This window comes from Klebsiella michiganensis, from assembly GCA_000963575.1.
Taxonomy (GTDB): domain Bacteria; phylum Pseudomonadota; class Gammaproteobacteria; order Enterobacterales; family Enterobacteriaceae; genus Cedecea; species Cedecea michiganensis_A.
Genome location: CP011077.1, coordinates 3,158,032 through 3,183,002, shown reverse-complemented (window position 1 = coordinate 3,183,002; position 24,971 = coordinate 3,158,032). Strand labels below are relative to the sequence as shown.

At 49.6% G+C, this 24,971-nt stretch carries 19 protein-coding genes and 1 pseudogene; all 20 read left to right on the top strand.

The window, feature by feature from the left end:
• The first annotated feature begins 9 nt into the window (after positions 1 to 9).
• The 20 genes and pseudogenes from VW41_14730 to VW41_14635 all read left to right on the top strand — a co-directional run bounded on the left by VW41_14730 (position 10) and on the right by VW41_14635 (position 24,875).
• Positions 10 to 1,131 (top strand): GDP-mannose 4,6-dehydratase, encoded by a 1,122-nt coding sequence (locus VW41_14730; protein ID AJZ90180.1) that lies wholly within the window; start codon positions 10 to 12, stop codon positions 1,129 to 1,131.
• Between the two features lie 2 nt (positions 1,132 to 1,133).
• On the top strand, positions 1,134 to 2,099 hold the full coding sequence (locus VW41_14725) for a GDP-fucose synthetase (GenBank protein ID AJZ90179.1): 966 nt from the start codon (positions 1,134 to 1,136) through the stop codon (positions 2,097 to 2,099).
• A 2-nt stretch (positions 2,100 to 2,101) separates the two neighbouring features.
• On the top strand, positions 2,102 to 2,581 hold the full coding sequence (locus VW41_14720) for a GDP-mannose mannosyl hydrolase (protein AJZ90178.1): 480 nt from the start codon (positions 2,102 to 2,104) through the stop codon (positions 2,579 to 2,581).
• Positions 2,578 to 3,798, top strand: a complete 1,221-nt coding sequence (locus tag VW41_14715; protein ID AJZ90177.1) for a glycosyl transferase — start codon at positions 2,578 to 2,580, stop codon at positions 3,796 to 3,798. The genes VW41_14720 and VW41_14715 overlap by 4 nt, the downstream gene beginning before the upstream one ends.
• Before the next feature lie 3 nt (positions 3,799 to 3,801).
• A complete protein-coding gene (gene cpsB, locus VW41_14710; GenBank protein AJZ90176.1) occupies positions 3,802 to 5,244 on the top strand; it encodes a mannose-1-phosphate guanyltransferase in 1,443 nt (480 codons plus the stop codon).
• A gap of 74 nt (positions 5,245 to 5,318) precedes the next feature.
• Positions 5,319 to 6,689 carry a phosphomannomutase gene (locus VW41_14705; GenBank protein ID AJZ90175.1) on the top strand — a complete coding sequence of 457 codons (1,371 nt, stop codon included), beginning with the start codon at positions 5,319 to 5,321 and terminating at the stop codon, positions 6,687 to 6,689.
• A gap of 156 nt (positions 6,690 to 6,845) precedes the next feature.
• Positions 6,846 to 8,240, top strand: coding sequence for a UDP-glucose lipid carrier transferase (locus VW41_14700; protein AJZ90174.1), 1,395 nt, complete (start codon positions 6,846 to 6,848; stop codon positions 8,238 to 8,240).
• A gap of 12 nt (positions 8,241 to 8,252) precedes the next feature.
• Positions 8,253 to 9,731: a colanic acid exporter gene (locus VW41_14695; protein ID AJZ90173.1), complete on the top strand. Its 1,479-nt coding sequence runs from the start codon at positions 8,253 to 8,255 to the stop codon at positions 9,729 to 9,731.
• A gap of 58 nt (positions 9,732 to 9,789) precedes the next feature.
• Positions 9,790 to 11,070 (top strand): colanic acid biosynthesis protein, encoded by a 1,281-nt coding sequence (locus VW41_14690; GenBank protein AJZ90172.1) that lies wholly within the window; start codon positions 9,790 to 9,792, stop codon positions 11,068 to 11,070.
• Positions 11,067 to 12,287, top strand: coding sequence for a colanic acid biosynthesis glycosyltransferase WcaL (locus VW41_14685; protein AJZ90171.1), 1,221 nt, complete (start codon positions 11,067 to 11,069; stop codon positions 12,285 to 12,287). Before VW41_14690 ends, VW41_14685 begins: the two co-directional genes overlap by 4 nt.
• Positions 12,288 to 12,313: 26 nt before the next feature.
• Positions 12,314 to 13,738: a colanic acid biosynthesis protein gene (gene wcaM / locus VW41_14680; GenBank protein AJZ90170.1), complete on the top strand. Its 1,425-nt coding sequence runs from the start codon at positions 12,314 to 12,316 to the stop codon at positions 13,736 to 13,738.
• A gap of 174 nt (positions 13,739 to 13,912) precedes the next feature.
• On the top strand, positions 13,913 to 14,812 hold the full coding sequence (locus VW41_14675) for a UTP--glucose-1-phosphate uridylyltransferase (GenBank protein AJZ90169.1): 900 nt from the start codon (positions 13,913 to 13,915) through the stop codon (positions 14,810 to 14,812).
• A gap of 386 nt (positions 14,813 to 15,198) precedes the next feature.
• Positions 15,199 to 16,287, top strand: a complete 1,089-nt coding sequence (locus VW41_14670; GenBank protein ID AJZ90168.1) for a dTDP-glucose 4,6-dehydratase — start codon at positions 15,199 to 15,201, stop codon at positions 16,285 to 16,287.
• Positions 16,288 to 16,300: 13 nt separating this feature from the next.
• Complete coding sequence (locus tag VW41_14665) at positions 16,301 to 17,170, top strand: glucose-1-phosphate thymidylyltransferase (protein AJZ90167.1); 870 nt, start codon at positions 16,301 to 16,303, stop codon at positions 17,168 to 17,170.
• Between the two features lie 9 nt (positions 17,171 to 17,179).
• A complete protein-coding gene (locus VW41_14660; protein ID AJZ90166.1) occupies positions 17,180 to 18,052 on the top strand; it encodes a dTDP-4-dehydrorhamnose reductase in 873 nt (290 codons plus the stop codon).
• Positions 18,053 to 18,055: 3 nt separating this feature from the next.
• The gene (locus tag VW41_14655) at positions 18,056 to 18,604 is read left to right on the top strand and encodes a dTDP-4-dehydrorhamnose 3,5-epimerase (protein ID AJZ90165.1); all 549 of its coding nucleotides are present in this window, start codon (positions 18,056 to 18,058) and stop codon (positions 18,602 to 18,604) included.
• Between the two features lie 12 nt (positions 18,605 to 18,616).
• Positions 18,617 to 19,417 carry a hypothetical protein gene (locus VW41_14650; GenBank protein ID AJZ90164.1) on the top strand — a complete coding sequence of 267 codons (801 nt, stop codon included), beginning with the start codon at positions 18,617 to 18,619 and terminating at the stop codon, positions 19,415 to 19,417.
• Positions 19,407 to 20,624 carry a teichoic acid ABC transporter ATP-binding protein gene (locus VW41_14645; protein AJZ90163.1) on the top strand — a complete coding sequence of 406 codons (1,218 nt, stop codon included), beginning with the start codon at positions 19,407 to 19,409 and terminating at the stop codon, positions 20,622 to 20,624. Before VW41_14650 ends, VW41_14645 begins: the two co-directional genes overlap by 11 nt.
• Positions 20,625 to 22,095: 1,471 nt before the next feature.
• A complete protein-coding gene (locus VW41_14640; protein AJZ91991.1) occupies positions 22,096 to 23,715 on the top strand; it encodes a hypothetical protein in 1,620 nt (539 codons plus the stop codon).
• A 167-nt stretch (positions 23,716 to 23,882) separates the two neighbouring features.
• Positions 23,883 to 24,875, top strand: a pseudogene (locus VW41_14635) (hypothetical protein).
• Positions 24,876 to 24,971: the final 96 nt, after the last annotated feature.

Here is a 24,971-nt window from a genome sequence, read left to right as displayed (position 1 = left end):
TAAATTATCATGACTAAAGTAGCTCTCATTACGGGTGTCACCGGACAAGACGGCTCTTACCTGGCGGAGTTCCTGCTGGAAAAAGGCTATGAAGTTCACGGTATCAAGCGTCGCGCATCGTCGTTCAACACCGAGCGCGTGGATCACATCTATCAGGATCCGCACGCGGGCAATCCGAAATTCCATCTGCACTACGGCGACCTGACCGACACCTCCAACCTGACCCGCATCCTGTCTGAAGTGCAGCCGGATGAAGTGTACAACCTCGGCGCAATGAGCCATGTAGCGGTCTCTTTTGAGTCACCGGAATACACCGCCGATGTGGATGCGATGGGCACCCTGCGCCTGCTGGAAGCCATTCGCTTCCTCGGCCTCGAAAAGAAAACCCGTTTCTACCAGGCTTCTACCTCCGAACTGTATGGCCTGGTGCAGGAAATTCCACAGAAAGAAACCACCCCTTTCTACCCGCGCTCTCCGTACGCGGTGGCTAAGCTTTATGCGTACTGGATCACCGTCAACTACCGCGAATCCTACGGCATGTATGCCTGTAACGGCATTCTGTTCAACCACGAATCTCCGCGCCGCGGCGAAACTTTCGTGACCCGTAAAATTACCCGCGCTATCGCCAACATTGCTCAGGGCCTGGAGAAGTGCCTGTACCTCGGCAACATGGACTCCCTGCGCGACTGGGGGCATGCCAAAGACTACGTGAAAATGCAGTGGATGATGCTGCAGCAAGAGAAGCCGGAAGACTTCGTGATCGCCACCGGCGTGCAGTACTCCGTGCGTCAGTTTGTGGAAATGGCTGCGGCTCAGCTTGGCATCAAACTGCGCTTTGAAGGCCAGGGCGTGGAAGAGAAGGGCATTGTGGTTTCCGTCACGGGGCACGATGCACCGGGCGTGAAGCCAGGCGATGTTATCGTCTCCGTTGACCCGCGCTACTTCCGTCCTGCTGAAGTGGAAACCCTGCTGGGTGACCCAACCAAAGCGCACGAAACCCTGGGCTGGAAGCCGGAAATCACCCTGCAGGAGATGGTCGGCGAGATGGTGGCCAAAGACCTGGAAGCGGCGAAGAAACACTCCCTGCTGAAGTCCCATGGGTATGAGGTTGCCATCGCGCTGGAGTCCTGAGTATGAATAAGAAACGTATCTTTGTTGCCGGTCACCGTGGGATGGTCGGCTCGGCCATCGTCCGCCAGCTCGGGCAGCGTGATGACGTTGAACTGGTGCTGCGCGGGCGCGATGAGCTGAACCTGCTGGACGCGGGTGAAGTCGATGCCTTCTTCGCCAGGGAGAAAATTGACCAGGTGTACCTGGCTGCGGCAAAAGTGGGCGGCATCGTCGCCAATAACACCTTCCCGGCAGAGTTCATCTACGAGAACATGATGATCGAAAGCAACATCATTCATGCCGCGCACACGCACGGCGTGAACAAACTGTTGTTCCTCGGCTCATCTTGTATCTATCCGAAGATGGCGAAGCAGCCGATGGCCGAAAGCGAGCTGTTGCAGGGCACGCTGGAGACCACGAACGAGCCGTATGCGATTGCCAAGATTGCGGGTATCAAGCTGTGCGAGTCCTACAACCGCCAGTACGGACGGGATTACCGCTCGGTGATGCCGACCAATCTGTACGGGCCAAACGACAACTTCCACCCGAGCAACTCCCACGTTATTCCGGCCCTGCTGCGCCGCTTCCATGAAGCCGCGCAGGAGAATGCCCCGGACGTGGTGGTGTGGGGCAGCGGCACGCCGATGCGCGAGTTCTTGCATGTGGACGACATGGCCGCAGCCAGCATTCATGTGATGGAGCTGGACCAGGAGGTGTGGCAGGAAAACACCGACCCGATGCTGTCGCACATTAACGTCGGCACCGGCGTGGACTGCACCATTCGTGAACTGGCGCAGACGCTGGCGAAAGTCACCGGCTACCGTGGCCGGGTGGTATTTGACGCCACGAAGCCGGACGGCACGCCGCGCAAGCTGCTGGACGTTTCCCGTCTGCATCGCCTCGGCTGGTATCACGAGATTTCCCTGGAGGCGGGCCTCGCCAGTACCTACCAGTGGTTCCTCGAAAACCAGCAGCGGTTCCGGGGGTAAGCATGTTTTTGAGCGCAGAAGATTTTGCCACCGTGGTGAGTGCTACACCGCTTATTTCCATCGATCTTATCGTCGAAAACCAGGCGGGCGAGTTCCTGCTGGGTTTGCGAACCAATCGCCCCGCAAAGGGCTTTTGGTTTGTGCCCGGGGGGAGGGTGCTGAAGAACGAAACGCTGGCGAATGCCTTCATTCGGCTGACGGAGGCCGAACTGGGCAAATCGTTCAGCCTGATGGACGGGGAGTTCTACGGCGTCTGGCAGCACTTCTACGGCGATAACTTCTCTGGAAAAGATTTTTCGACGCATTACGTGGTGCTGGGCTTCCGGCTGCGGGTGGACGACAAACAGCTCAATTTGCCGGCCGAACAGCACAAAGCTTACTGCTGGCTGACGCCGGAAGCGCTGCTTAAGCGTGAAGACGTGCACGACAACAGCCGCGCTTACTTCATCACCCAGGGTAATGGGAAGGTACCGGGCTTATGAAAATTCTGGTCTACGGCATTAACTATTCACCGGAACTGACCGGCATCGGCAAGTACACCGGTGAGATGGTGGAGTGGATGACCAGCCGGGGCCATGAGGTGCGGGTCATCACCGCGCCTCCCTATTATCCGGTCTGGCGCGTTCACCCGGAATACTCGGCGTGGAAATACAAAAAAGAGCAGGGGAAAGCAACCGTCTGGCGCTGCCCGCTGTATGTACCGAAGCAGCCTTCGACGCTGAAACGTCTGATCCATTTAGGCAGCTTCGCGCTGAGTTCATTTTTCCCGCTTCTGGCGCAGCGTAGCTGGAAGCCAGATCGCGTCATTGGCGTCGTACCGACGCTGTTTTGTGTGCCGGGGATGCGTCTGCTGGCAAAACTGAGCGGCGCCCGCACGCTGCTGCATATTCAGGACTACGAGGTGGACGCGATGCTCGGCCTCGGTATGGCCGGTAAAACGCCGGGCAAAATTGCTCGCCTGGCACAGCGCTTTGAAAAAAGCGGGCTGCATAACGTCGATAACGTCTCAACCATTTCGCGCTCGATGATGAATAAAGCCACCGAGAAAGGGGTCGACCCACAGCGGGTGATTTTCTTTCCTAACTGGTCGGAAGTGGCGCGATTTCGCGATGTAGCCCCCGAACAAATCCAGGCCGTTCGTAAGGCGCTTAGCCTGCCGGAAGATAAAAAAATCATTCTCTACTCCGGCAACATCGGTGAAAAACAGGGGCTGGAAACGGTCATTGAAGTGGCGGGCCGATTCTCTGAGAGCCCGTATCTGTTCGTGATTGTTGGCCAGGGTGGGGGCAAAGAGCGACTTGAGAAACTGGTGCACGTTCACGGGCTGAGTAACGTGGTGTTCCACCCGCTTCAGTCTTACGAAGCGCTGCCCGCGCTGCTCAGTCTGGCTGATTGCCACCTGGTTATTCAGCGCCGGGGAGCGGCAGACGCCGTGCTGCCGTCAAAACTCACCAATATCCTGGCCGTCGGCGGAAATGCGGTGATTACCGCCGAGCCTGAAACAGAACTGGGCCAGCTTTGCGAGGCGTATCCGGACATTGCGGTTTGCGTGATGCCTGAATCCGCCGATGCGCTGGCGGCGGGCATTGAACGCTGCCTGCAGCTTCCTCAACACAACACGGTGGCACGTGAATATGCCGAACGCACGCTCGAAAAAGAGAACGTGTTAAGCCAATTTATTGCTGACATTCGGGGATAAATGATGAGTCAGTCACAACTCTATCCGGTGATCATGGCGGGCGGAAACGGCAGTCGTCTTTGGCCGCTGTCCCGCGTGCTGTACCCCAAGCAGTTCCTCTGCCTGAAAGGGGATCTGACCATGCTGCAAACCACCATCAATCGCCTGAACGGGGTAGAGTGCGAAAGTCCGGTGGTGATTTGCAATGAGGAACACCGCTTTATTGTGGCCGAGCAGCTGCGCCAGCTAAGTAAATTGACCGAAAATATCGTGCTGGAACCTGCCGGGCGCAACACGGCCCCTGCCATTGCGCTGGCCGCCCTGGCCGCGCTGCGTAACCAGCCGCAGCAGGACCCGCTGATGCTGATCCTCGCCGCCGATCACGTCATTCAGAATGAAGAGGCTTTCCGCGAGGCGGTGCGCTGCGCGATGCCTTATGCGGAAGCCGGCAAGCTGGTGACCTTTGGGATCGTCCCCGACCTGCCGGAAACGGGCTACGGCTATATTCGCCGTGGCGCAGTGGCTACCCCGGAAAACGGCGCCGATGCACTGGCCTTTAGCGTGGCACAGTTCGTCGAAAAACCCGATCTCTCCACCGCCCAGGCCTATGTCGCCTGCGGAGAATACTACTGGAACAGCGGCATGTTCCTGTTCCGCGCCGGTCGCTACCTGGAAGAGCTGGCGAAGTTCCGCCCCGACATTCTGGCCGCCTGCGAAAAAGCCATGGCGGGCGTTGACCCGGATCTGGATTTTGTCCGCGTGGATGAGCAGGCGTTCCTGGCCTGCCCGGATGAGTCTATCGACTATGCGGTAATGGAAAAAACCGCCGATGCGGTGGTGGTGCCGATGGACGCCGGCTGGAGCGATGTGGGCTCGTGGTCCTCGCTGTGGGAAATCAGTGCCAAGAGCCCGGAAGGGAACGTCCATCACGGGGATGTTATCAGTCACGAAACCGAAAACAGCTACATCTATGCCGAATCCGGCCTGGTCACTACCGTGGGGGTGAAAGACCTGGTTGTGGTGCAAACCAAAGATGCGGTGCTGATTGCCGACCGTGACCATGTCCAGAACGTGAAGAAAGTGGTGGAGCGCATCAAAGGTGAGGGCCGCCACGAGCATCATAATCACCGCGAGGTTTACCGCCCGTGGGGGAAATATGACTCCATCGACGCCGGGGAGCGTTACCAGGTGAAGCGCATCACCGTCAAGCCGGGCGAAGGTCTTTCGCTGCAAATGCACCATCACCGCGCCGAGCACTGGATTGTGGTGGCGGGCACCGCGAAGGTCACGCTGGGGGATGAGGTCAAACTGCTGGGCGAAAACGAATCTATTTATATCCCGCTCGGCATGACCCACTGCCTGGAAAACCCCGGCAAAATTCCACTCGACCTGATTGAGGTTCGCTCCGGTACCTATCTGGAAGAAGACGACATTGTCCGCTTCCAGGACCGCTACGGACGTATTTAATCCCTGACTAAAAAACATGCTCCACGGGCCAGACACCCGTGGGTTGGGTAACTGTTGCCCGAAGGAGCGAAATCATGCAGCAACTGACCTGTTTTAAAGCTTACGACATCCGTGGCCGCCTGGGCGACGAGCTAAATGAAGACATTGCCTGGCGCATCGGTCGCGCCTACGGCGAGTACCTGAAGCCGAAAACTATCGTTCTCGGGGGCGACGTTCGCTTGACCAGCGAAGCGCTGAAACAGGCGCTGGCGCGTGGCCTGCAGGATGCGGGCGTGGACGTGCTGGATATCGGCCTGTCCGGTACCGAAGAGATTTACTTTGCCACCTGGCATCTGAACGTGGACGGCGGTATTGAAGTGACCGCCAGCCACAACCCGATGGACTATAACGGCATGAAGCTGGTGCGCGAGGGCGCCCGCCCAATCAGCGGCGATACCGGCCTGCGCGACGTGCAGCGCCTGGCGGAAGCCAATGACTTCCCGCCGGTGAAAGCCTCGGCGCGCGGCAGCTATCAGAAAGTGTCGGTGCTGGAAGCCTACCTGGACCATCTGTTCTCCTACATCAACGTCAGCCACATCAAACCGCTGAAGCTGGTGGTCAACTCCGGCAACGGCGCCGCAGGCCCGATTGTGGACGCCATCGAAGCCCGCTTTAAGGCGCTCAACGTGCCGCTGACCTTTGTGAAGGTGCATAACACCCCGGACGGCAATTTCCCGAACGGTATTCCCAACCCGCTGCTGCCTGAGTGCCGGGCCGATACCCGCGACGCGGTGATTGCCCACGGGGCGGATATGGGCATCGCTTTTGACGGTGATTTTGACCGCTGCTTCCTGTTCGATGAGAAAGGGCAGTTCATCGAGGGCTATTACATCGTGGGCCTGCTGGCGGCGGCGTTCCTCGAAAAACAGCCGGGCGCGAAAATCATTCACGACCCGCGCCTGTCCTGGAACACGGTCGATATCGTCGAGCGTGCGGGGGGGAAACCGGTGATGTCCAAAACCGGGCACGCGTTTATTAAAGAACGCATGCGTGAAGAGGACGCCATTTACGGCGGTGAGATGAGCGCGCATCACTATTTCCGTGACTTTGCCTACTGCGACAGCGGGATGATCCCGTGGCTGCTGGTGACCGAGCTGCTGTGCCTGAAGGGCAAAACCCTGGGCGAGCTGGTAGAGGATCGCATGGCGGCCTGGCCGGCAAGCGGGGAAATCAACAGCAAGCTGGAGACACCTGCGGCGGCGATTGAGCGGGTACGCGCGCATTTCGGCCCGCACGCGGCAGAGATTGACCATACGGATGGGATCAGCATGGCGTTTGGCGACTGGCGCTTCAACCTGCGCAGCTCTAACACCGAGCCGGTGGTTCGCCTGAACGTGGAGTCTCGCGGCGACGAGACGCTGATGCAGGCGCGAACGCAGGAAATTATGGCGTTGCTGAATCAGTAACCTGGCGCATTGAGGTGTTTAACCCTCACCCTGACCCTCTCCCTGGAAGGGAGAGGGAGTAAATAGTCAGGTACCCGCTTTTCTCCCGCTCCCCGTGGGGAGAGGGCTGGGGTGAGGGGGAAGAACACAAATGCGACAACTTTCAAAGGTAAAACGATGACAAATCTAAAAAAGCGTGAGCTGCCAAAAACCAACGCATCGTTGATCTCTATGGTGCAACGTTTTTCTGACATCAGCATCATGTTTGCCGGGCTATGGATGGTTTGCAAGGCTAACGCTTTGCCCTTTCTCTATATGCATTTGCTGATGGCTTTATTGACCCTCGTTGTGTTTCAGATGATCGGTGGGATGACGGATTTTTACCGCTCATGGCGCGGGGTGAAAATCTCCAGCGAGCTATTCCTGTTGCTGCAGAACTGGACGCTGAGCGTGGTTTTCAGCGCCGGACTGCTGGCCTTTAACAGCGATTTTGATGGTTCTTTCTGGGTGTACCTGGCCTGGTATGTTTTAACCGGTGCCGGGATGGTTATCTGCCGGTCATGGATCCGTTTTGCTGCGGGCTGGCTGCGTAACAAAGGCTTTAATACGCGCCGCGTTGCCATCGCAGGCTCTCTGCCCGTTGGGCAGGTGCTGGCGCAAAGCTTCAAGAATGAACCATGGCTTGGCTTTAACGTGCTTGGCGTCTATGACGATGAGCCGCCAGCAGGGGCGCTGGTGAGCTATATTGGCAACTTCAATACGCTGGTGACTGACGCCCGTAACGGCCAGATTGATAAAGTCTACATCGCGATGGAGATGAGCCACGAGTCCAGGATTAAAAAGCTGGTGAGTGAACTGGCGGATACCACCTGTTCCGTGCTGCTGATCCCCGATGTATTCACCTTCAATATCCTCAATGCCCGTACCGAAGAGGTCAACGGTGTGCCGGTTGTGCCGCTGTTTGAAACGCCCCTGAGCGGCTTTAACAGCGTGCTTAAACGGCTGGAAGATATCGTGCTGTCCTCTTTTATTCTGCTGCTGATTTCCCCGGTTCTGCTTTGTATCAGCCTGGCGGTGAAGCTGACTTCCCCCGGGCCGGTTATTTTCCGCCAGACGCGCTACGGCATGGATGGCAAACCCATCAAGGTGTGGAAATTCCGTTCCATGAAGGTGATGGAAAACGACGCGGTGGTTGTGCAGGCCACGAAAGGGGATTCACGCATCACCCCGGTGGGGAGTTTCCTGCGCCGCACCTCTCTCGACGAACTGCCGCAGTTTATCAACGTGCTGCTTGGCGGCATGTCCATCGTCGGCCCTCGTCCCCATGCCGTGGCTCATAACGAGCAATACCGCGCGTTAATTGAAGGCTACATGCTGCGCCATAAGGTTAAACCCGGTATTACCGGCTGGGCGCAAATTAATGGCTGGCGTGGGGAAACGGACACGCTCGATAAGATGGAAAAGCGCGTGGAGTTCGACCTGGAATACATTCGTGAATGGAGCCTCTGGTTCGACATCAAGATTGTTTTCCTGACCGTTTTCAAAGGCTTTGTTAACAAAGCGGCATACTGACCGGAACCCAACATGAGCCTGAGAGAAAAAACCATCAGCGGCGCAAAGTGGTCCGCGATTGCAACGGTGATCATTATTGGTTTAGGGCTGGCACAGATGACCATTCTGGCCAGAACCATTGATAACCACCAGTTTGGCCTGCTGACCGTATCGCTGGTGATCATTGCCCTGGCCGATACGCTGTCTGATTTTGGTATCGCCAACTCGATTATTCAGCGCAAAGAGATAAGCCAGCTGGAGCTAACCACGCTCTACTGGCTGAACGTCGGTCTGGGCGTGCTGGTGTGCATCGTGGTGTTTTTATTAAGCGGCGTGATTGCCGGTGTGCTGCATAACCCGGACTTGTCACCGCTGATTAAAACGCTGGCCTTTGCGTTTATTGTTATCCCGCACGGGCAGCAGTTCCGCGCCCTGATGCAAAAGGAGCTGGAATTTTCGAAAATCGGCTCAATTGAGACGGTGTCCGTGCTGGTGGGATTCAGCGTTACCGTCGCGGCAGCAATGTATTATCCGTTCGCCATCACGGCAATCATTGGTTATCTGGTGAACACCGTGGTGCGCACCATGCTGTTTGGCTTCTTTGGACGCAAGATTTACCGCCCGGGCTTCCATTTTTCTCTGAAATCGGTCAATTCAAACCTGAAGTTTGGCGCGTGGCTGACCGCAGACAGCGTGATCAACTACGTCAACACCAACCTTTCAACGCTGGTGCTGGCGCGTATTCTCGGCGCCAGCGTCGCCGGTGGCTATAACCTGGCTTATAACGTGGCCGTTGTGCCGCCGATGAAGCTCAACCCGATCATCACCCGCGTGCTTTTCCCGGCGTTTGCCAAGATTCAGGACGACACCGCGAAGCTCCGGGTGAATTTTTATAAGCTGCTGTCGATTGTGGGCATCATTAACTTCCCGGCGCTGCTGGGGTTGATGGTGGTCTCCAATAACTTCGTCCCGCTGGTGTTTGGGGAAAAATGGCAGTTCATTACGCCTATCCTGCAGTTGCTGTGCGTGGTCGGCCTGCTGCGTTCCATTGGGAACCCGATCGGATCACTGCTGATGGCCAAGGCGCGCGTGGACATTAGCTTCAAGTTTAACGTTTTTAAAACCTGCCTGTTTATTCCGGCGATTATTGTCGGCGGCCAGATCGGCGGCGCGCTCGGCGTCACGCTCGGCTTTCTTTTTGTTCAGGTGGTTAACACCGTCCTCAGCTATTTCATCATGATTAAACCGGTACTGGGCTCCAGCTACCGGGAGTACATCCTCAGCATCTGGCTGCCTTTTTACCTCTCTCTCCCCACGCTGATTGTCAGCGCCGGGCTTGGCATGGCGCTGAACGGGCATTTGCCGCTGGCGGCCATGTTAGGCGTACAGGTAGCGGCCGGGGCTGCGGCTTTTATTGTGATGATTATTTTGTCCCGCAATGCGCTGATTGTTGAGCTGAAGCGACAGTTTTGTCGAAGCGAACGTTTGAAAGCGCTGCTCCGCGCTGGCTAATAACAACGCAGCGGGAAAACCACTTTTTTACCGCGTCGTCATAAATTTAGAGGTCGATATGAAGTTACTTATTCTTGGCAACCATACTTGCGGTAACCGCGGTGATAGCGCCATTTTGCGCGGGTTGATTGACGCCATTACCACGCTGGATGACAGCATCCATGTCGATGTGATGAGCCGTTACCCGGTGAGTTCAGCCTGGCTGCTTGGGCGTCCGGTTCTGGGCGACGGGCTCTACAAGCAAATGAAGCAGTATAACAACGCGGCCGGGCTGGTGGGGCGGGTGAAGAAAGTCCTGCGCCGGAAATATCAGCACCATGTGCTGGTGGCCAAGGCAACCAACACCGGACGGTTGCGTAATATTGCCATCCCGCAGGGGTTCATTGATTTTGTAAAATCACTGCAGGAGTACGACGCGATTATTCAGGTAGGCGGCTCTTTCTTTGTCGATCTTTATGGCGTCACGCAGTTTGAGCATGCGCTGTGCAGCTTTATGGCGCGTAAGCCGGTTTATATGGTCGGGCACAGCGTTGGTCCGTTCCAGGAGCCGCAGTTTAACCAACTGGCGAACTATGTCTTCGGCCACGCCAGGTCCCTTATTCTGCGTGAAACGGTGAGTCTGGAGTTAATGAAACAAAGTCAAATCGACACCAGCAAAGTTGAACAAGGGGTCGATACGGCGTGGCTGGTGGCCCAGCATGAAGAGGATTTTGTGCCGGGCTATGCGGTTAAGCACTGGCTCGGCGTGGTGGCAGGGAAGAAAACCGTGGCCATTACGCTGCGTGAACTTGCGCCGTTCGATAAACGGTTGGGCACCACGCAGGAGGCTTATGAGAAGGCCTTTGCCGACGTGGTGAACCGTACCATTGAGCAGGGTTACCAGGTCCTGGCGCTATCCACCTGCACCGGCATCGACAGCTATAACAAAGACGACCGCATGGTGGCGCTCAATATTCGGCAGTACATCAGGCAGCCCGATGACTATCACGTGGTGATGGATGAGCTTAACGATTTAGAGATGGGCAAAATCTTCGCCGCCTGCGAGTTGACGGTGGGGACTCGCCTGCACTCGGCGATTATCTCGATGAACTTCGGCACGCCGGCCATCGCCATCAACTACGAACACAAATCCGCAGGCATCATGCAGCAGCTCGGCATGCCAGAAATGGCCATCGATATTCGCCAACTGCTGGACGGTTCTTTGCAGGGTGTAGTCGCTGATGTGCTTGGACAATTACCGTCGATTAACCAGCGGCTTGCGACGGCGGTGAGCGCCGAGCGTGCCAACGGCATGAAAATGGTGGAATCGGTACTTGAGCGAGTCAAGGAGGGGACATGAAGGTTGGTTTCTTCCTGCTCAAGTTTCCGCTGGCCTCGGAAACCTTTGTGCTGAATCAGATTACCGCTTTTATCGACATGGGTTACGAAGTTGAGATTGTTGCTCTGCAAAAAGGCGATCTGACCAATACTCATGCGACGTTTAAAAGCTACGGACTTTCAGAAAAAACCGTCTGGTTGCTCGATGAACCGGAAGGTAAAGTCGCCAAACTGCAAAGCCGTGCGCTGAATACGCTCCGCGGCGGCCTGAGAGGCAGAACCTGGCGTGCCTTAAGCCGCGCTCGCTACGGCGATGAAGCCCGTAATCTGATCCTTTCATCTATTTGCGGGCGGCAGAAACAGCCGCTGGAGGCCGACGTTTTTATCGCGCATTTTGGCCCGGCTGGCGTCACGGCAGCCAAGCTCAAGGAGCTTGGTTTGCTTAAAGGCAAAATTGCTACCGTATTCCACGGCATCGATATTTCCCACCGGGATGCGCTGGCGCACTACACGCCTGAATACCGGCAGCTGTTTGAGCGCGGGGATTTAATGCTGCCCATCAGCAATCTCTGGGCAAACCGCCTGAAGCAAATGGGCTGCCCGGAGAGCAAAATTGCGGTATCCCGGATGGGTGTGGATATGGAGAAGTTTTCTTTAAGGCCCATGAAAACGCCGGGTACGACGCTGGAGATTGTTTCAGTGGCGCGCCTGACGGAAAAAAAAGGGTTACATATTGCCATTGAAGCCTGCCGGCTCTTGAAGGCGCGCGGCGTGGCATTTCGCTACAACATTCTAGGCATTGGCCCCTGGGAGCGCCGTCTGAAGACGCTGATTGAGCAACTGCAGCTGGAGGACGTGGTCTTTATGCCCGGCTTCAAGCCCAGCCATGAGGTGAAAGCGATGCTCGACAGGGCCGACCTGTTCCTGCTTCCCTCCGTCACAGGGGAAGATGGAGACATGGAAGGGATCCCGGTCGCGCTTATGGAGGCGATGGCCGTTGGGATCCCCGTCGTGTCGACCGTGCATAGCGGCATTCCTGAGCTTATCGACGCCGATAAGTCGGGCTGGCTGGTACCGGAAAAGGACGCATTTGCACTCGCCGATAAGCTGCAGGCCTCGACCTCCGTGTCGGAAAACGACCTGCAACTGATGCTGTCACGCGCCAGGGAGAAAGTCGCCAGTCAGTTCAATCAGCAGGTTATCTACCAGCAGCTTGCCCGTCAGCTTCAGACGCTGTAAATCACCGAATCCTATGATGAGGACGTATGTCGAAAAGCAATCCACTGAAGCACCCCCCTTTCTCCGCGTCTCGCCGTAAGCTTCTCGCGGCAGGCTCTGCCCTGGCGGCGACATCTCTTATTCCCGGCACGGTAAAAGCCATCGGCCGGGGAACACAGGTCAACGTCAAAGATTTCTATCAAAACGACTGGATAGCTGCCTTCAGGCAGGCATTTGCCGAGGCTGATGTTGTGCAGGTGCCGGCAGATTTAGTCTGCGACAATATCAATACCGCCATTTTCATGCCGCAGGGGAAAACGCTACTCGTGGCCGGCGGGCTGAAGGGCAACGGCAAAGGGCGCTTTGTGCTGCAGGATGGCTGCCAGATTGCCGGCGAGGGAAAGGGGCGGTTTAACAATATCACGCTGGATGTGCGGGGTTCGGACTGCACTATCAAAGGCATTGATATGAGCGGGTTTGTCAATGTGGCGCAGATTTACATTGGCGGGAAAGATAACCGGACAATGCGTAACTTCACCATCGACAGTATCACCGTACATGATGCCAACTACGCGATTCTGCGGCAGGGATTTCACAACCGGATGGAGAACGTGCGCATCACCAACGGCCACTTCAGCCATCTGCAGGGGGATGCCATTGAGTGGAACGTGGCGATCAATGACCACGATCTGCTGATTTCTGACCACGTTATTGACAATATTAACTGTACGAATGGAAAGATTAACTGGGGGATAGGCATCGGGCTGGCGGGGAGCACGTATGACAATAATTATCCCGAAGACCAGGCGGTAAAAAACTTCGTGGTGGCTAATATTACCGGCAGTAACTGCCGCCAGTTAGTTCATGTTGAGAATGGGAAGCATTTCCTTATTCGTAACGTAAAGGCGCGTAATATTAATCCAACTTTCAGCCGCACCGCCGGGATCGATAACGCAACCGTGGCGATATATGGCTGCGATAACTTTGTCATTGACGATGTGGATATGGTGAACAGCGCAGGGATGCTGATTGGCTATGGCGTGATTAAGGGGAATTATCTGTCTATTCCTCAAAATTTTAAGCTTAGCGATATTAAACTCGATAATAGCGAACTGAGTAGCCCTTTGCGTGGGATTCAGATCTCATCCGGCAATGCAACCTCCTTTGTGGCACTGAACAACGTCACGCTCAAGCGCGCCTCGCTTGAGTTTCACAACAAACCTCAGCATCTTTTCATGCGTGATATCAATGTGATGCAACTCTCCACGACAGGGCCAGCCCTGAAACTAAACTTCGATCTCCGCAAGGACGTGCGCGGCAAGTTCATGGCCAAAGACGGCACGCTGCTGTCGCTGGCGAATATTCGCGCGGTGAACGAAAAGGGCCAAAGCTCGGTCGATATAGACCGGATAGATCAGCTGCACGTCAACGGTGAAAACCTTAATTTTGCACTCTCAAGAGTAAGCAAATAATAATGCAAGCCCTTTTACGACAATTCTGAGTCAACAGGCGCGAAAATAGCGCTGCCGGCATATTTCGTTTGCACTTCTGTGGCGCTAGCATGAATCATTCGTTTAATAAATTCATGCTGGCATCAGAGCACGAAAAGACTATAATCTTCCAACCATTTAGAGGTGGGACTAAGAATGACTAATTTAAAAGCAGTTATCCCGGTAGCCGGTTTAGGCATGCATATGCTGCCTGCAACTAAGGCGATTCCTAAAGAGATGCTGCCTATCGTTGATAAACCGATGATCCAGTACATCGTCGACGAAATTGTTGCCGCTGGTATCAAAGAAATCGTACTGGTAACCCACTCTTCCAAGAATGCCGTTGAAAACCACTTCGATACCTCCTACGAGCTGGAAGCCCTGCTTGAGCAGCGCGTTAAGCGCCAGCTGCTGGCCGAAGTCCAGTCTATTTGTCCTCCTGGCGTTACCATCATGAACGTTCGTCAGGCCCAACCACTTGGGCTGGGGCACTCTATACTTTGCGCGCAGCCAATCGTTGGTAACAATCCATTTGTTGTGGTTCTGCCTGATGTGGTGCTTGATGGCGCCAGCGCCGATCCGCTGCGTTACAACCTGGCGGCTATGGTGGCTCGCTTCAATGAAACCGGCCGTACCCAAGTTCTGGCTAAACATATGCCAAATGAAGACCTGGCGGCGTACTCAGTGATCACCACCAAAGAACCGCTGCAGAATGAAGGGCAGGTAAGCCAGGTTGTTGAGTTTGTTGAAAAACCAGACCAGCCGCAAACGCTGGACTCCGATCTTGCCGCAGTTGGGCGTTATGTATTGTCTGCGGATATCTGGCCGTTGTTGGAAAAAACCGAGCCTGGCGCGTGGGGCCGCATTCAGCTAACCGATGCTATCGCGGTGCTGAACCAAACTCAGCCTGTAGAAGTTATGCAGATGACCGGCGAGAGCTACGATTGCGGTAAGAAAATGGGCTATATGCAGGCGTTCGTCCAGTACGGGCTGCGTAACCATAAGGAAGGCCAGAAGTTTCGCGAGAGCATCCAGAAGCTTCTAGCCAAAGCCTAAGCTTTGTTGTAAGTCGCTGTCATGGAGGAGAGCGCGGTAAACGGTGGCATAACGTTCAGTGTGTGATAGACGTTGAACGATAAGCCGCCGTTTTGCTTTATTAATCGACAGTGAAGCTCAAGATTTTCATAGGGTTATCATTTTTTGGCTACTGTGTATAGACCAAAATTTTCCCTTGAGAATCGTCGTATGAAATATGAAAATTGTGGTGATTTCTTACATGCCGTACCGGAAGGTACGCTATCGCCTATGTTGTACAGTGCACTGGTAGCTGTTGAGCCAGGGGCGGTAGCATGGCTGTAGCTAAGGGCAGTAAATAGGAAGCACCTCCTGGCTTTTCGTTGTTAAGACACAGTTCAAGCAAAATATATCGCGGGAAAACTATTGTGAAAATTCTTGTCACTGGCGGAGCAGGCTTTATCGGTTCTGCTGTTGTTCGTCACATCATTAATAATACTAAAGACTCTGTAATCAATGTTGATAAGTTAACCTATGCAGGTAACCTGGAGTCCCTGGTTGACGTCGAAAACAGCGAACGTTATGTGTTTGAGCGAGCGGATATCTGTGACAGCGAAGCAATTGCTCGTGTTTTCGCAACCCATCAGCCAGATGCGGTGATGCACCTCGCCGCAGAAAGTCATGTTGATCGCTCCATTACCGGGCCTGCTGCTTTCATTGAGACCAACATCATTGGTACTTATGTCTTGCTGGAAGAGGCCAGAAAATATTGGATGTCTCTGAATGAAGCGGGCAAGGCAGCATTCCGCTTCCACCATATCTCAACGGATGAAGTGTACGGCGATTTGCCGCATCCGGATGAAGTGTCTGCGGGGGCTGAGCTTCCTCTGTTCACTGAAGAAACGCCTTACGCCCCAAGTAGTCCATATTCGTCTTCTAAAGCATCGAGCGATCATTTAGTCCGTGCCTGGCGTCGGACTTATAATTTCCCGACAATCGTAACCAACTGCTCTAACAATTATGGTCCTTATCATTTCCCTGAGAAACTGATTCCTCTGATCATATTGAATGCGCTGGCGGGTAAACCGCTGCCGGTATATGGCAACGGGGAGCAAATTCGCGATTGGTTGTATGTAGAGGACCATGCTCGTGCGCTCTATAAAGTCGTAACGGAAGGAGCTGTTGGGGAAACCTATAATATTGGTGGCCACAATGAGCGTAAAAACATAGAAGTCGTCAAGACAATATGTTCCATCCTGGATGAAGTTGTTGCAGCTAAGCCTGGGAATATTGAACACTTTGAAGAGCTTATCACCTACGTTACCGACCGCCCGGGGCACGACCTGCGCTATGCGATTGATGCGAGTAAAATCAAACAAGATTTAGGTTGGGTACCGGTTGAAACATTTGAATCAGGAATAAGAAAAACCGTGAACTGGTATTTAACTAATCAAGAATGGTGGCAGCGCGTAATGGATGGCTCTTATGCGGGTGAACGTTTAGGTTTGGCGGATTAATTAGGAAATAATGATGAAAGGAATTGTGCTCGCTGGAGGGTCTGGAACACGGCTTTATCCAATTACTCTTGGTGTTTCTAAACAGCTGCTGCCTATTTACGATAAACCAATGATTTACTACCCGTTATCGGCTTTGATGCTTGCTGGGATTCGGGATATTTTGGTGATTACCACGCCAGAAGATAACCCTTCCTTTTTAAGGATGTTGGGTGATGGCAGTCATTTAGGTATTAACATTGAGTATGCGATTCAGCCTAGTCCAGATGGTCTGGCCCAAGCATTTATTATTGGTGAAGACTTTATCGGAAACGATTCGTGTTGCCTTGTGCTTGGCGACAACATTTTTTATGGCCAGTCCTTTAGTAATACACTAAAAAAGGTAGTTGCACGTCCGGAAGGGGCTACAGTGTTTGGTTATCAAGTTAAGGATCCTGAACGCTTCGGGGTCGTTGAATTTGATAACAATAATAAAGTCGTTTCTATCGAAGAAAAGCCTACTCAACCTAAATCTAACTATGCGGTGACTGGACTTTATTTTTATGACCATCGCGTCGTCGAATTTGCTAAGCAAGTTAAACCCTCTCATCGTGGCGAGTTGGAAATAACGTCGATAAACCAAATGTATCTTGAGAGTGGGCTATTAAGTGTGGAACTGCTGGGGCGTGGCTTCGCCTGGCTGGATACTGGTACCCATGCCAGTCTGCATCAGGCATCTTCTTTTGTTCAGACCATTGAAGATGTACAAGGGCTGAAAGTAGCTTGCCTTGAGGAAATTGCATGGCGAAATGGTTGGCTCACAAGTGAAGATGTCATCAGGTTGGCTAAGCCAATGATGAAAAATGATTATGGTCAGTATCTGATGTCACTTGTTGGCGAGAAATAAGAGGCAAAAATGCGTGTAATGATTACTGGTTGTAATGGGCAGGTAGGGCACTGTCTGGTTGAACAGCTAAAAGATAAAGCAGAACTCTTAGCTGTTGACCGTCATCAACTGGATATTAGTGATGCTAATCAAGTTAATGAGCAAGTCAGCGCGTTCAAGCCAGATTTTATCCTTAACGCTGCGGCACATACGGCTGTAGATAAAGCTGAAGATGATATTGACGCATCTTATCAAATCAACTCAGACGGCCCAAAATATCTTGCTATCGCAGCGGAGCAAAATGGTGCCGTACTGGTGCATATTTCTACTGATTACGTCTTTGATGGTGAAGGTGAAAGCGAATATGTAGAAGATATGAAAACTGCTCCGCAAAGTGTCTATGGTAAAAGCAAACTTGCTGGTGAGGAAGCGGTTGCCGCAAATGCAAGTAAATACATCATTATGCGCACAGCATGGGTATTCGGAGAACATGGTAATAATTTTGTTAAAACCATGCTTCGTCTTGGAAAGACACGAAATGAGCTAAATGTTGTTGCAGACCAATGGGGTGGCCCTACGTATGCAGGCGATATTGCAAGTGCAATTATTTCGATAATTAATCATATCGCTAGCGGTAAGGTACCTCAGTGGGGAATCTATCATTTCTCTGGCCTTCCGCATACCAACTGGGCTGATTTCGCGAGGGCTATTTTCACCAGCGCTCTACAACATAATTGTTTAGAAGTAGCACCATTGGTGAACAGTATTCCAGGCTCCTCATATCCAACTCGGGCAAAACGACCATCAAACTCGAGGCTGAATTGCCAAAAAATTGACAGCCAGTTCGGTATTAAACCTTCAGACTGGCGCGCAGCACTCAATAATATTGAAGAGTATAAATAAGTTATGAAAGTGATTGATACGGCTATTCCAGACGTCAAAATAATTGAGCCCGCAGTGTTTGGTGATGAGCGGGGGTTCTTTATGGAAACCTGGAATCAGCAAAAGTTTGAAGAATTGGTTGCTCAGCGAAAATGTAATTTTGTGCAAGATAACCACTCAAAATCGAAAAAAGGCATACTGCGCGGATTACATTATCAAACAGAGAATACACAAGGCAAACTAGTCCGTGTTGTCAGCGGAGAGGTATTCGATGTCGCTGTCGATATTCGTGAAAAATCTGCTTCTTTTGGTATGTGGGTTGGGGTACTGCTCTCAGCTGAAAACAAACGCCAATTGTGGGTGCCTGAAGGTTTTGCACATGGCTTCTACGTGACAAGTGAAGAAGCAGAGTTTGTGTATAAGTGTACAGATTACTACAACCCACAGGCTGAGCATTCAATTCTCTGGAATGATCCTGACATTAATATTGCATGGCCAATTAAAGATAATTTGACCATCTTGTCAGCAAAAGACCAGATCGGTAAAAAACTCAAAGATAGCATCTTACTGTAAGTCATAAACTGCATGAAAAAATATCTATTCGAGCTATTCTATAATAGAACATTAATTTATCAGATGACGAAACGTGACATACTGAGCCGCTACAAAGGCTCAGTAATGGGCATGGGATGGTCTTTTTTTACCCCGCTCTTGATGTTAGCTATCTATACGTTTGTGTTTTCTGTCGTTTTTAAAGCTAAATGGGGCGTTAGCGAAGATGGGAATAAGGCTTCTTTTGCCGTGATTCTTTTTTCAGGGATGGTTGTCTTTAATATCTTCGCTGAGTGTTTTAACCGTTCCGTGACCTTAATTACCAGTAATGCAAACTATGTCAATAAGATAGTTTTTCCTCTTTCGATATTACCAGTAACCGTCTTACTGAGTAGTTTGTTTCATGCTTTTGTTAGTTTGATTATCCTGATTGTTGCCAGTATCGTATTAATGAATCAGGTGCATTTGACGTTACTATTGCTACCTGTAGTATGGCTCCCGTATTTTATTGCATTAGTAGGGATGATGTTAATTTTATCCTCTATAGGCGTTTATTTGCGTGACCTTGCGCAGATTACGGGAGTTTTAACAACAATACTGATGTTCACTTCCCCATTGTTTTTCCCTCGCACAGCGTTACCAGAATCTTTACAGCCTATACTGATGCTTAACCCGTTAGCCTATTTTATCGAAGCAACCAGGGATGTCATTATTTGGGGCAAAACACCAGGAATATTAGCGGTGGCTGTATCCTATGGTGGCTCATTAATAGCCCTTGCTGTGGGACATTATTGTTTCGAGAAGCTAAAAAAAGGGTTTGCTGATGTCATCTAATGTAACAGTTGAAGTTAACGGCGTTAGTAAGTGCTATTTTATCTATGATAATCCAAAGTACAGACTCATTGGTCCGATAGTCAATAGATTGAGGAAGATGTGCGGTCTGCAGGTAAAAAAATACCACAAAGAGCACTGGGCACTGAAAGATCTCAATTTCAAAATAGAGCGTGGGGATTCTGTAGGTGTTGTGGGGAAAAATGGTGCCGGAAAATCAACGCTTTTACAGATGCTTACAGGCACGCTTTCACCTACATCCGGAAGTATTCAGGTTAATGGTCGCGTAGCTGCCCTGCTGGAACTTGGTGCAGGATTTAACCCTGAGTTTACTGGACGTGAAAATATTTTCATGAATGCCAGTATTCTTGGGTTAACGAAAGACGAAATCAATGCGACCTATGATGATATCGTCAGTTTTGCCGATATCGGCGACTTTATTAACCAACCAGTCAAAACTTACTCCTCAGGTATGTATGTGCGACTGGCTTTCGCCGTTGCTGCCAATATCCAGCCAGATATCCTTATTATTGATGAGGCTCTGGCAGTAGGGGATATAAGATTTCAATTGAAATGCCTAAAGCATATGAATGCTTTGAAGGATAAAGGAACAACAATACTATTTGTTTCTCATTCACCAGAACAAGTAAAAAGGTTTTGCAATAAGGCTATCTGGATTGATGGCGGCGCGATACGGGCCTCCGGATCAGCAAATGATGTATGCGATCGGTACAATGATTTTATGTATCAGATCCAGCATGCTGACACTGGAAGCAATGACACCCGACAGCAAAAACCTGGAGCACCTGCCAGAATAATTTCTACCAAGATCGATACAAACTATCTGAAGACAGGGGAGCATTTGTCATTAACGATTGAGTATCAGGTCAATGATCAGGTCGTTGATGGTTTAATGGTAGGCGCTGCATTATATTCCTCAGAAAGAAAATATTTGTATGGGGTTAATACGGGGCTCGATAATTACCAAATAGAAAATAAAAAAGGGATTTATACAGTAGAGTATAAAATTCCTGCATTGCCATTGCTGCCAGGATCATACAGCTTTGATGTCGGGCTCATGGGTGATAGAAGTTTGATTGGTTTTGATTATATTACCGACGCAGAGAAATTCACGGTTTACAATGACTATGAAGGTGAAGGTATATTTCGTATCGAGCATGAATGGTTACAATCCCCAATAGATAAATGAGATTGAAATGACTGATAATCATAAATATAGCCGAGAGCAACTAGGAAACAGTGAAGATTCATTATTTGTCGTGTCCTCATTTATCGACAATAATTCAGAAGTTTTGGATGTCGGATGCTATGAAGGTGCATTAGGGAAATTCCTGATTTCTGAAAAAGGCTGTACTGTTGATGGGATTGAATACGAAGACGATGCAGCAGTTATTGCACGAGAGCACTATCGTGATGTCAAAGTAGCAGACCTCAATAACTATAATGTATTTTCTAACATTACGAATAAATACGATTTTATCATCTTTGCTGATGTACTTGAACATTTATACGATCCAGCAACAGTATTAAAAAATTCGCTTGAGTGCTTGAAAGATGAAGGGAAGGTAATAATATCGGTACCGAACGTCGGCTATCAAGGTGTGATTGCAGAGCTTTCGAATGGAGAGTTTAACTATCGACAGACTGGCATTTTAGACAAAACACATCTTCGTTTTTTTACGCGTAAAAGTCTTAAGCACCTGATCACCGAAGCCGGTCTTTCTGCTAATATAATTCGAGATATTAATCTCATCAACAACGATTCAGAATTTTCTAGTAATGTAACAGTCGACAATGCTAAACGACTCAATAAGCTGATCGGTCATTTTCCTGATGTTAATGCGTATCAATTTGTCGCACAATGCTCTTTTTCTAAGGCTAAAAACAAAACAGTTGAAAATAAAAGTGCAGTACAAACCAGCAATCAATTTAAATTTAAAGCTAAGCTTTATTGGCGCGATGAGCTAAGTACATATACTCCAGATGACTGTGTTGTAAAGCTAATTCCATACAATGATCAAAAAATAACAATTAGTTTGGATCTACCTAAAAACAAGCAATTTGATGAGATAAGAATTGATTTGTGTGAAGAGCCAATGTTCTGCTATCTCTACAATGTTACAATTAAATCTCAGAGTGATGAAATTCTTCATATTGTACCGCTAGCAGAACTACATACACTGGATGAAAATAATAAAATATTTTTACTCAATGAAAACAAAGCTGCGGTCTATTGCACCCATAATGATCCAGCATTTATATTTAAATTGGATAGCAAGAAGTTTGAAGCTGTCAGTGGTAAAGTTGATATCAGCATTGATGTTCTTAGCCGATCGTCTGATATATCAAATGTTGTTTATGACCTTATTCAGTCACAACAACAATTACTTTCCTCTACTTCATGGACAGTGACGAAGCCTTTGCGTTTTGGCGTCCGTCAAGTCAGGAAAGTAAAGAATTTAGCAATCAATATACTCGGTCGGCTAAAAGGTAATAACCTCCGTAAAATACCAACTCAACTTTTGCGCTCTATAAAAAATGAAGGTTTCGTAGTTACGTTACGCAAAATTCAGGTCAGGTTGAAGGGGGTTGGAAATAGTAAAAATGAGTTGTCATATGAAGACTTTATTAAAGTAGAGAATAAAAAGAATGAAGTCGAAATAAATAGGATAGCTAAAGCATTGAATAAGGATAATAGTCCGCTTATTTCAATTTTGCTTCCTGTTTATAAAAGTGACTTGAAGTTTCTTCAAGAATGTATTGATTCCGTTTATGCTCAGAGCTACTCGAATTGGGAGTTGTGCATTTGTGACGATGCGTCTAATTCATCAGCATTGACCGAGCTACTGAATAAATATTCGGTTGATAGCAGGGTTAAGGTAGTTTGTAATTCGATAAATAGCCATATTTCCCATACCACGAATGAGGCACTAGCCCTTGCGACGGGAAGCTATATTGTTTTACTCGATCATGATGATTTGTTGCACGTAAATGCTTTACACTATTTGGCCAATGCAATTAATGAAGGGAATCATCCAGACATTATTTACACAGATGAGGATCACGTTACAGTAAATGGTGAGCGCAAGGCACCATTCCTGAAACCTGACTGGTCGCCTGCATTGTTGTATAGTCAAAACTATATCGGACATATAACCTGCATCTCTCGAGAGCTAATGAATCACATTGGTGGTTTCACGCTTGGTCTGGAAGGTGCTCAGGACTATGATCTGGTCTTACGAGCAAGCCTGGTCGCTAAAAATATTGTACACATACCACGTGTTCTCTATCACTGGCGTGAACATCCGCAATCAACTGCCGCCAACGCTGCCGCGAAGCCTTATGCCCACGATGCTGGGAAAATTGCATTAACAAATTATCTTAAATCAGCCTACCCAGATAATTTTGTTGAAGTTCTGGATGGCGAAAATTTATTTACATATGAACCAAAGTTTCATATAAGCCCTGAAACAAAAATATCATTAATTATACCAATTAGAGATAAAATCAGTCTGCTTGCCGATCTCATGGAGAGTATTGATTCTAAATCTAATTGGGAAAACTACGAAATTATTATCATTGATAATGGTTCTGTAGAAGAGCCTACATTACAGTTCCTCGATGGGGTTGCATCTCGACAGAATTGCAAAGTCATACGTGACGATGTGCCTTTCAACTGGTCGAAATTAAATAATCATGGTGCGGCTCATGCTACTGGTGATGTTTTTATTTTCCTGAATAATGATACGCTCGTCATTACCCCTGAATGGATGGAAAACATGGCATCATGGGCGTTGTTACCTGATGTCGCTGTCGTTGGGCCACAATTGTTGTATGAAGATGGTACTATCCAACATGCGGGCGTTGTGGTTGGGCTGTTTGGCTGGGCGGAACACGTGTTTAAAGGTCAAAGCAATGCACATCATGTAGGGCCATTTGTCTCACCAGCTATAAATAGAAATGTGTTAGCGTTAACTGGTGCCTGTCATGCTATTTCGCGTGAAAAATTCAAAAGACTTGGCGAATATGATGAAGAGTTTGAAATTTGCGGTAGTGATATTGAAATCTGCATTAGGGCTCACAAACTAGGCTACCAAAATATTTACCTGGCTGAGACGAAATTGTTCCATTTAGAGTCTAAAAGTCGTAGTAGTTTTGTACCAGAATGTGACTTTGAAAGATCTAAAATAAAATATGAGCCTTACAGAACTGAGTGTACAGATCCATTTTATAATACCAACCTGGATAGATTTAATAATAAGCCAACGTTTAAATTATGATTAATTTTATTTTAAAAAAAATGCTATCTAATCGAGTTATTTATAGCATGGCAAAAAATGCGTATGAATCATGTAAAACTTCGGGAAACAATTCGGTAAATTATGATATTCCAGAAATAACACCGTTTGAATTTGTCAAAAGCAATATTCCTAATAGTCGTATCAATCTGCTCATACCTGCACTGTCGGAAAAGCATGTTTTTGGCGGTATTGCGACTGCACTACGCTTTTTCGATACGATAAGAAAAGATTTCCCACAGTCTCGTATTATTGTGACTGATGAAGTTAACGTGGAACTTAAATCGGGGCAATTTTATTCCGACTGGAAATTATCTGATCTCGCAAGTGATGATTGCGCTGGAAACTGCATTGTCGTAGCTGGTAACAGGGCAGGAGCAACACTGAAGGTTTCTGAGGGCGATTACTTTGTCTCGACTGCATGGTGGACTGCATATAACACTTTCAAAGCGCTTGAGTGGCAACATTCAACATTTGGTGTGATGGACAGAAAATCAATCTACTTTATTCAGGACTATGAACCAGGGTTTTATGCGTGGTCATCACGCTTTGCACTTGCAGACTCTACATATGCACATCCGGACAAAACTATTCCTGTATTTAACACTGAACTGCTAAAGGACTTTTTCGTTAATAACAATTATGACTTTAGTGAATATTATTTCTTTGAGCCACGAATAAACCCAGTATTATCAGCAGCAAGAGAAAATGCAAAAGCGCTCGTAAAAGAAAGAAAAATTCTCGTGTATGGCCGACCGGGTGTTGAACGCAATTTATTTAATATTGTGGTATTGGCTCTACAGGAATGGGCAAAAGGTTACGATAGGGCAGGTCAGTGGAGTGTCGTTTCCGCGGGCGAGAGTCATGCAGATATTCAGCTCACCGAGGGAGTGAAAATGACATCTCTGGGCAAACTAACTCTTGACCAATATATTCATCAGCTCTCTACATCTTCCGTGGGGTTATCGCTGATGTTGTCTCCGCATCCAAGTTATCCTCCATTAGAAATGGCAAGTTTTGGCGTTAAGGTTGTAAGCAACACATATGCCAACAAACGTCTTTCAGACAGAAGTAAGAATATAGTTGAACCAGAAAATTTCACACCAGAATCTATAGCGCAACAGCTGATTTTGCTATGTGAGCAGTATGAAAATGATCTTCCAGTGGTTTTTGAAGATAATTTATTCTCAAACAATACTGAGTTTGCTTTCGCTGACACTATCGTCAAACAAGTACTG

What these genes read in the sequence shown, in the direction of transcription:
- VW41_14730 (AJZ90180.1), top strand. Translation starts at nt 10, where the DNA reads ATGACTAAAGTAGCTCTCATTACGGGTGTCACCGGACAAGACGGCTCT.
- VW41_14725 (AJZ90179.1), top strand. Translation starts at nt 1,134, where the DNA reads ATGAATAAGAAACGTATCTTTGTTGCCGGTCACCGTGGGATGGTCGGC.
- VW41_14720 (AJZ90178.1), top strand. Translation starts at nt 2,102, where the DNA reads ATGTTTTTGAGCGCAGAAGATTTTGCCACCGTGGTGAGTGCTACACCG.
- VW41_14715 (AJZ90177.1), top strand. Translation starts at nt 2,578, where the DNA reads ATGAAAATTCTGGTCTACGGCATTAACTATTCACCGGAACTGACCGGC.
- cpsB (AJZ90176.1), top strand. Translation starts at nt 3,802, where the DNA reads ATGAGTCAGTCACAACTCTATCCGGTGATCATGGCGGGCGGAAACGGC.
- VW41_14705 (AJZ90175.1), top strand. Translation starts at nt 5,319, where the DNA reads ATGCAGCAACTGACCTGTTTTAAAGCTTACGACATCCGTGGCCGCCTG.
- VW41_14700 (AJZ90174.1), top strand. Translation starts at nt 6,846, where the DNA reads ATGACAAATCTAAAAAAGCGTGAGCTGCCAAAAACCAACGCATCGTTG.
- VW41_14695 (AJZ90173.1), top strand. Translation starts at nt 8,253, where the DNA reads ATGAGCCTGAGAGAAAAAACCATCAGCGGCGCAAAGTGGTCCGCGATT.
- VW41_14690 (AJZ90172.1), top strand. Translation starts at nt 9,790, where the DNA reads ATGAAGTTACTTATTCTTGGCAACCATACTTGCGGTAACCGCGGTGAT.
- VW41_14685 (AJZ90171.1), top strand. Translation starts at nt 11,067, where the DNA reads ATGAAGGTTGGTTTCTTCCTGCTCAAGTTTCCGCTGGCCTCGGAAACC.
- wcaM (AJZ90170.1), top strand. Translation starts at nt 12,314, where the DNA reads ATGTCGAAAAGCAATCCACTGAAGCACCCCCCTTTCTCCGCGTCTCGC.
- VW41_14675 (AJZ90169.1), top strand. Translation starts at nt 13,913, where the DNA reads ATGACTAATTTAAAAGCAGTTATCCCGGTAGCCGGTTTAGGCATGCAT.
- VW41_14665 (AJZ90167.1), top strand. Translation starts at nt 16,301, where the DNA reads ATGAAAGGAATTGTGCTCGCTGGAGGGTCTGGAACACGGCTTTATCCA.
- VW41_14660 (AJZ90166.1), top strand. Translation starts at nt 17,180, where the DNA reads ATGCGTGTAATGATTACTGGTTGTAATGGGCAGGTAGGGCACTGTCTG.
- VW41_14655 (AJZ90165.1), top strand. Translation starts at nt 18,056, where the DNA reads ATGAAAGTGATTGATACGGCTATTCCAGACGTCAAAATAATTGAGCCC.
- VW41_14650 (AJZ90164.1), top strand. Translation starts at nt 18,617, where the DNA reads ATGAAAAAATATCTATTCGAGCTATTCTATAATAGAACATTAATTTAT.
- VW41_14645 (AJZ90163.1), top strand. Translation starts at nt 19,407, where the DNA reads ATGTCATCTAATGTAACAGTTGAAGTTAACGGCGTTAGTAAGTGCTAT.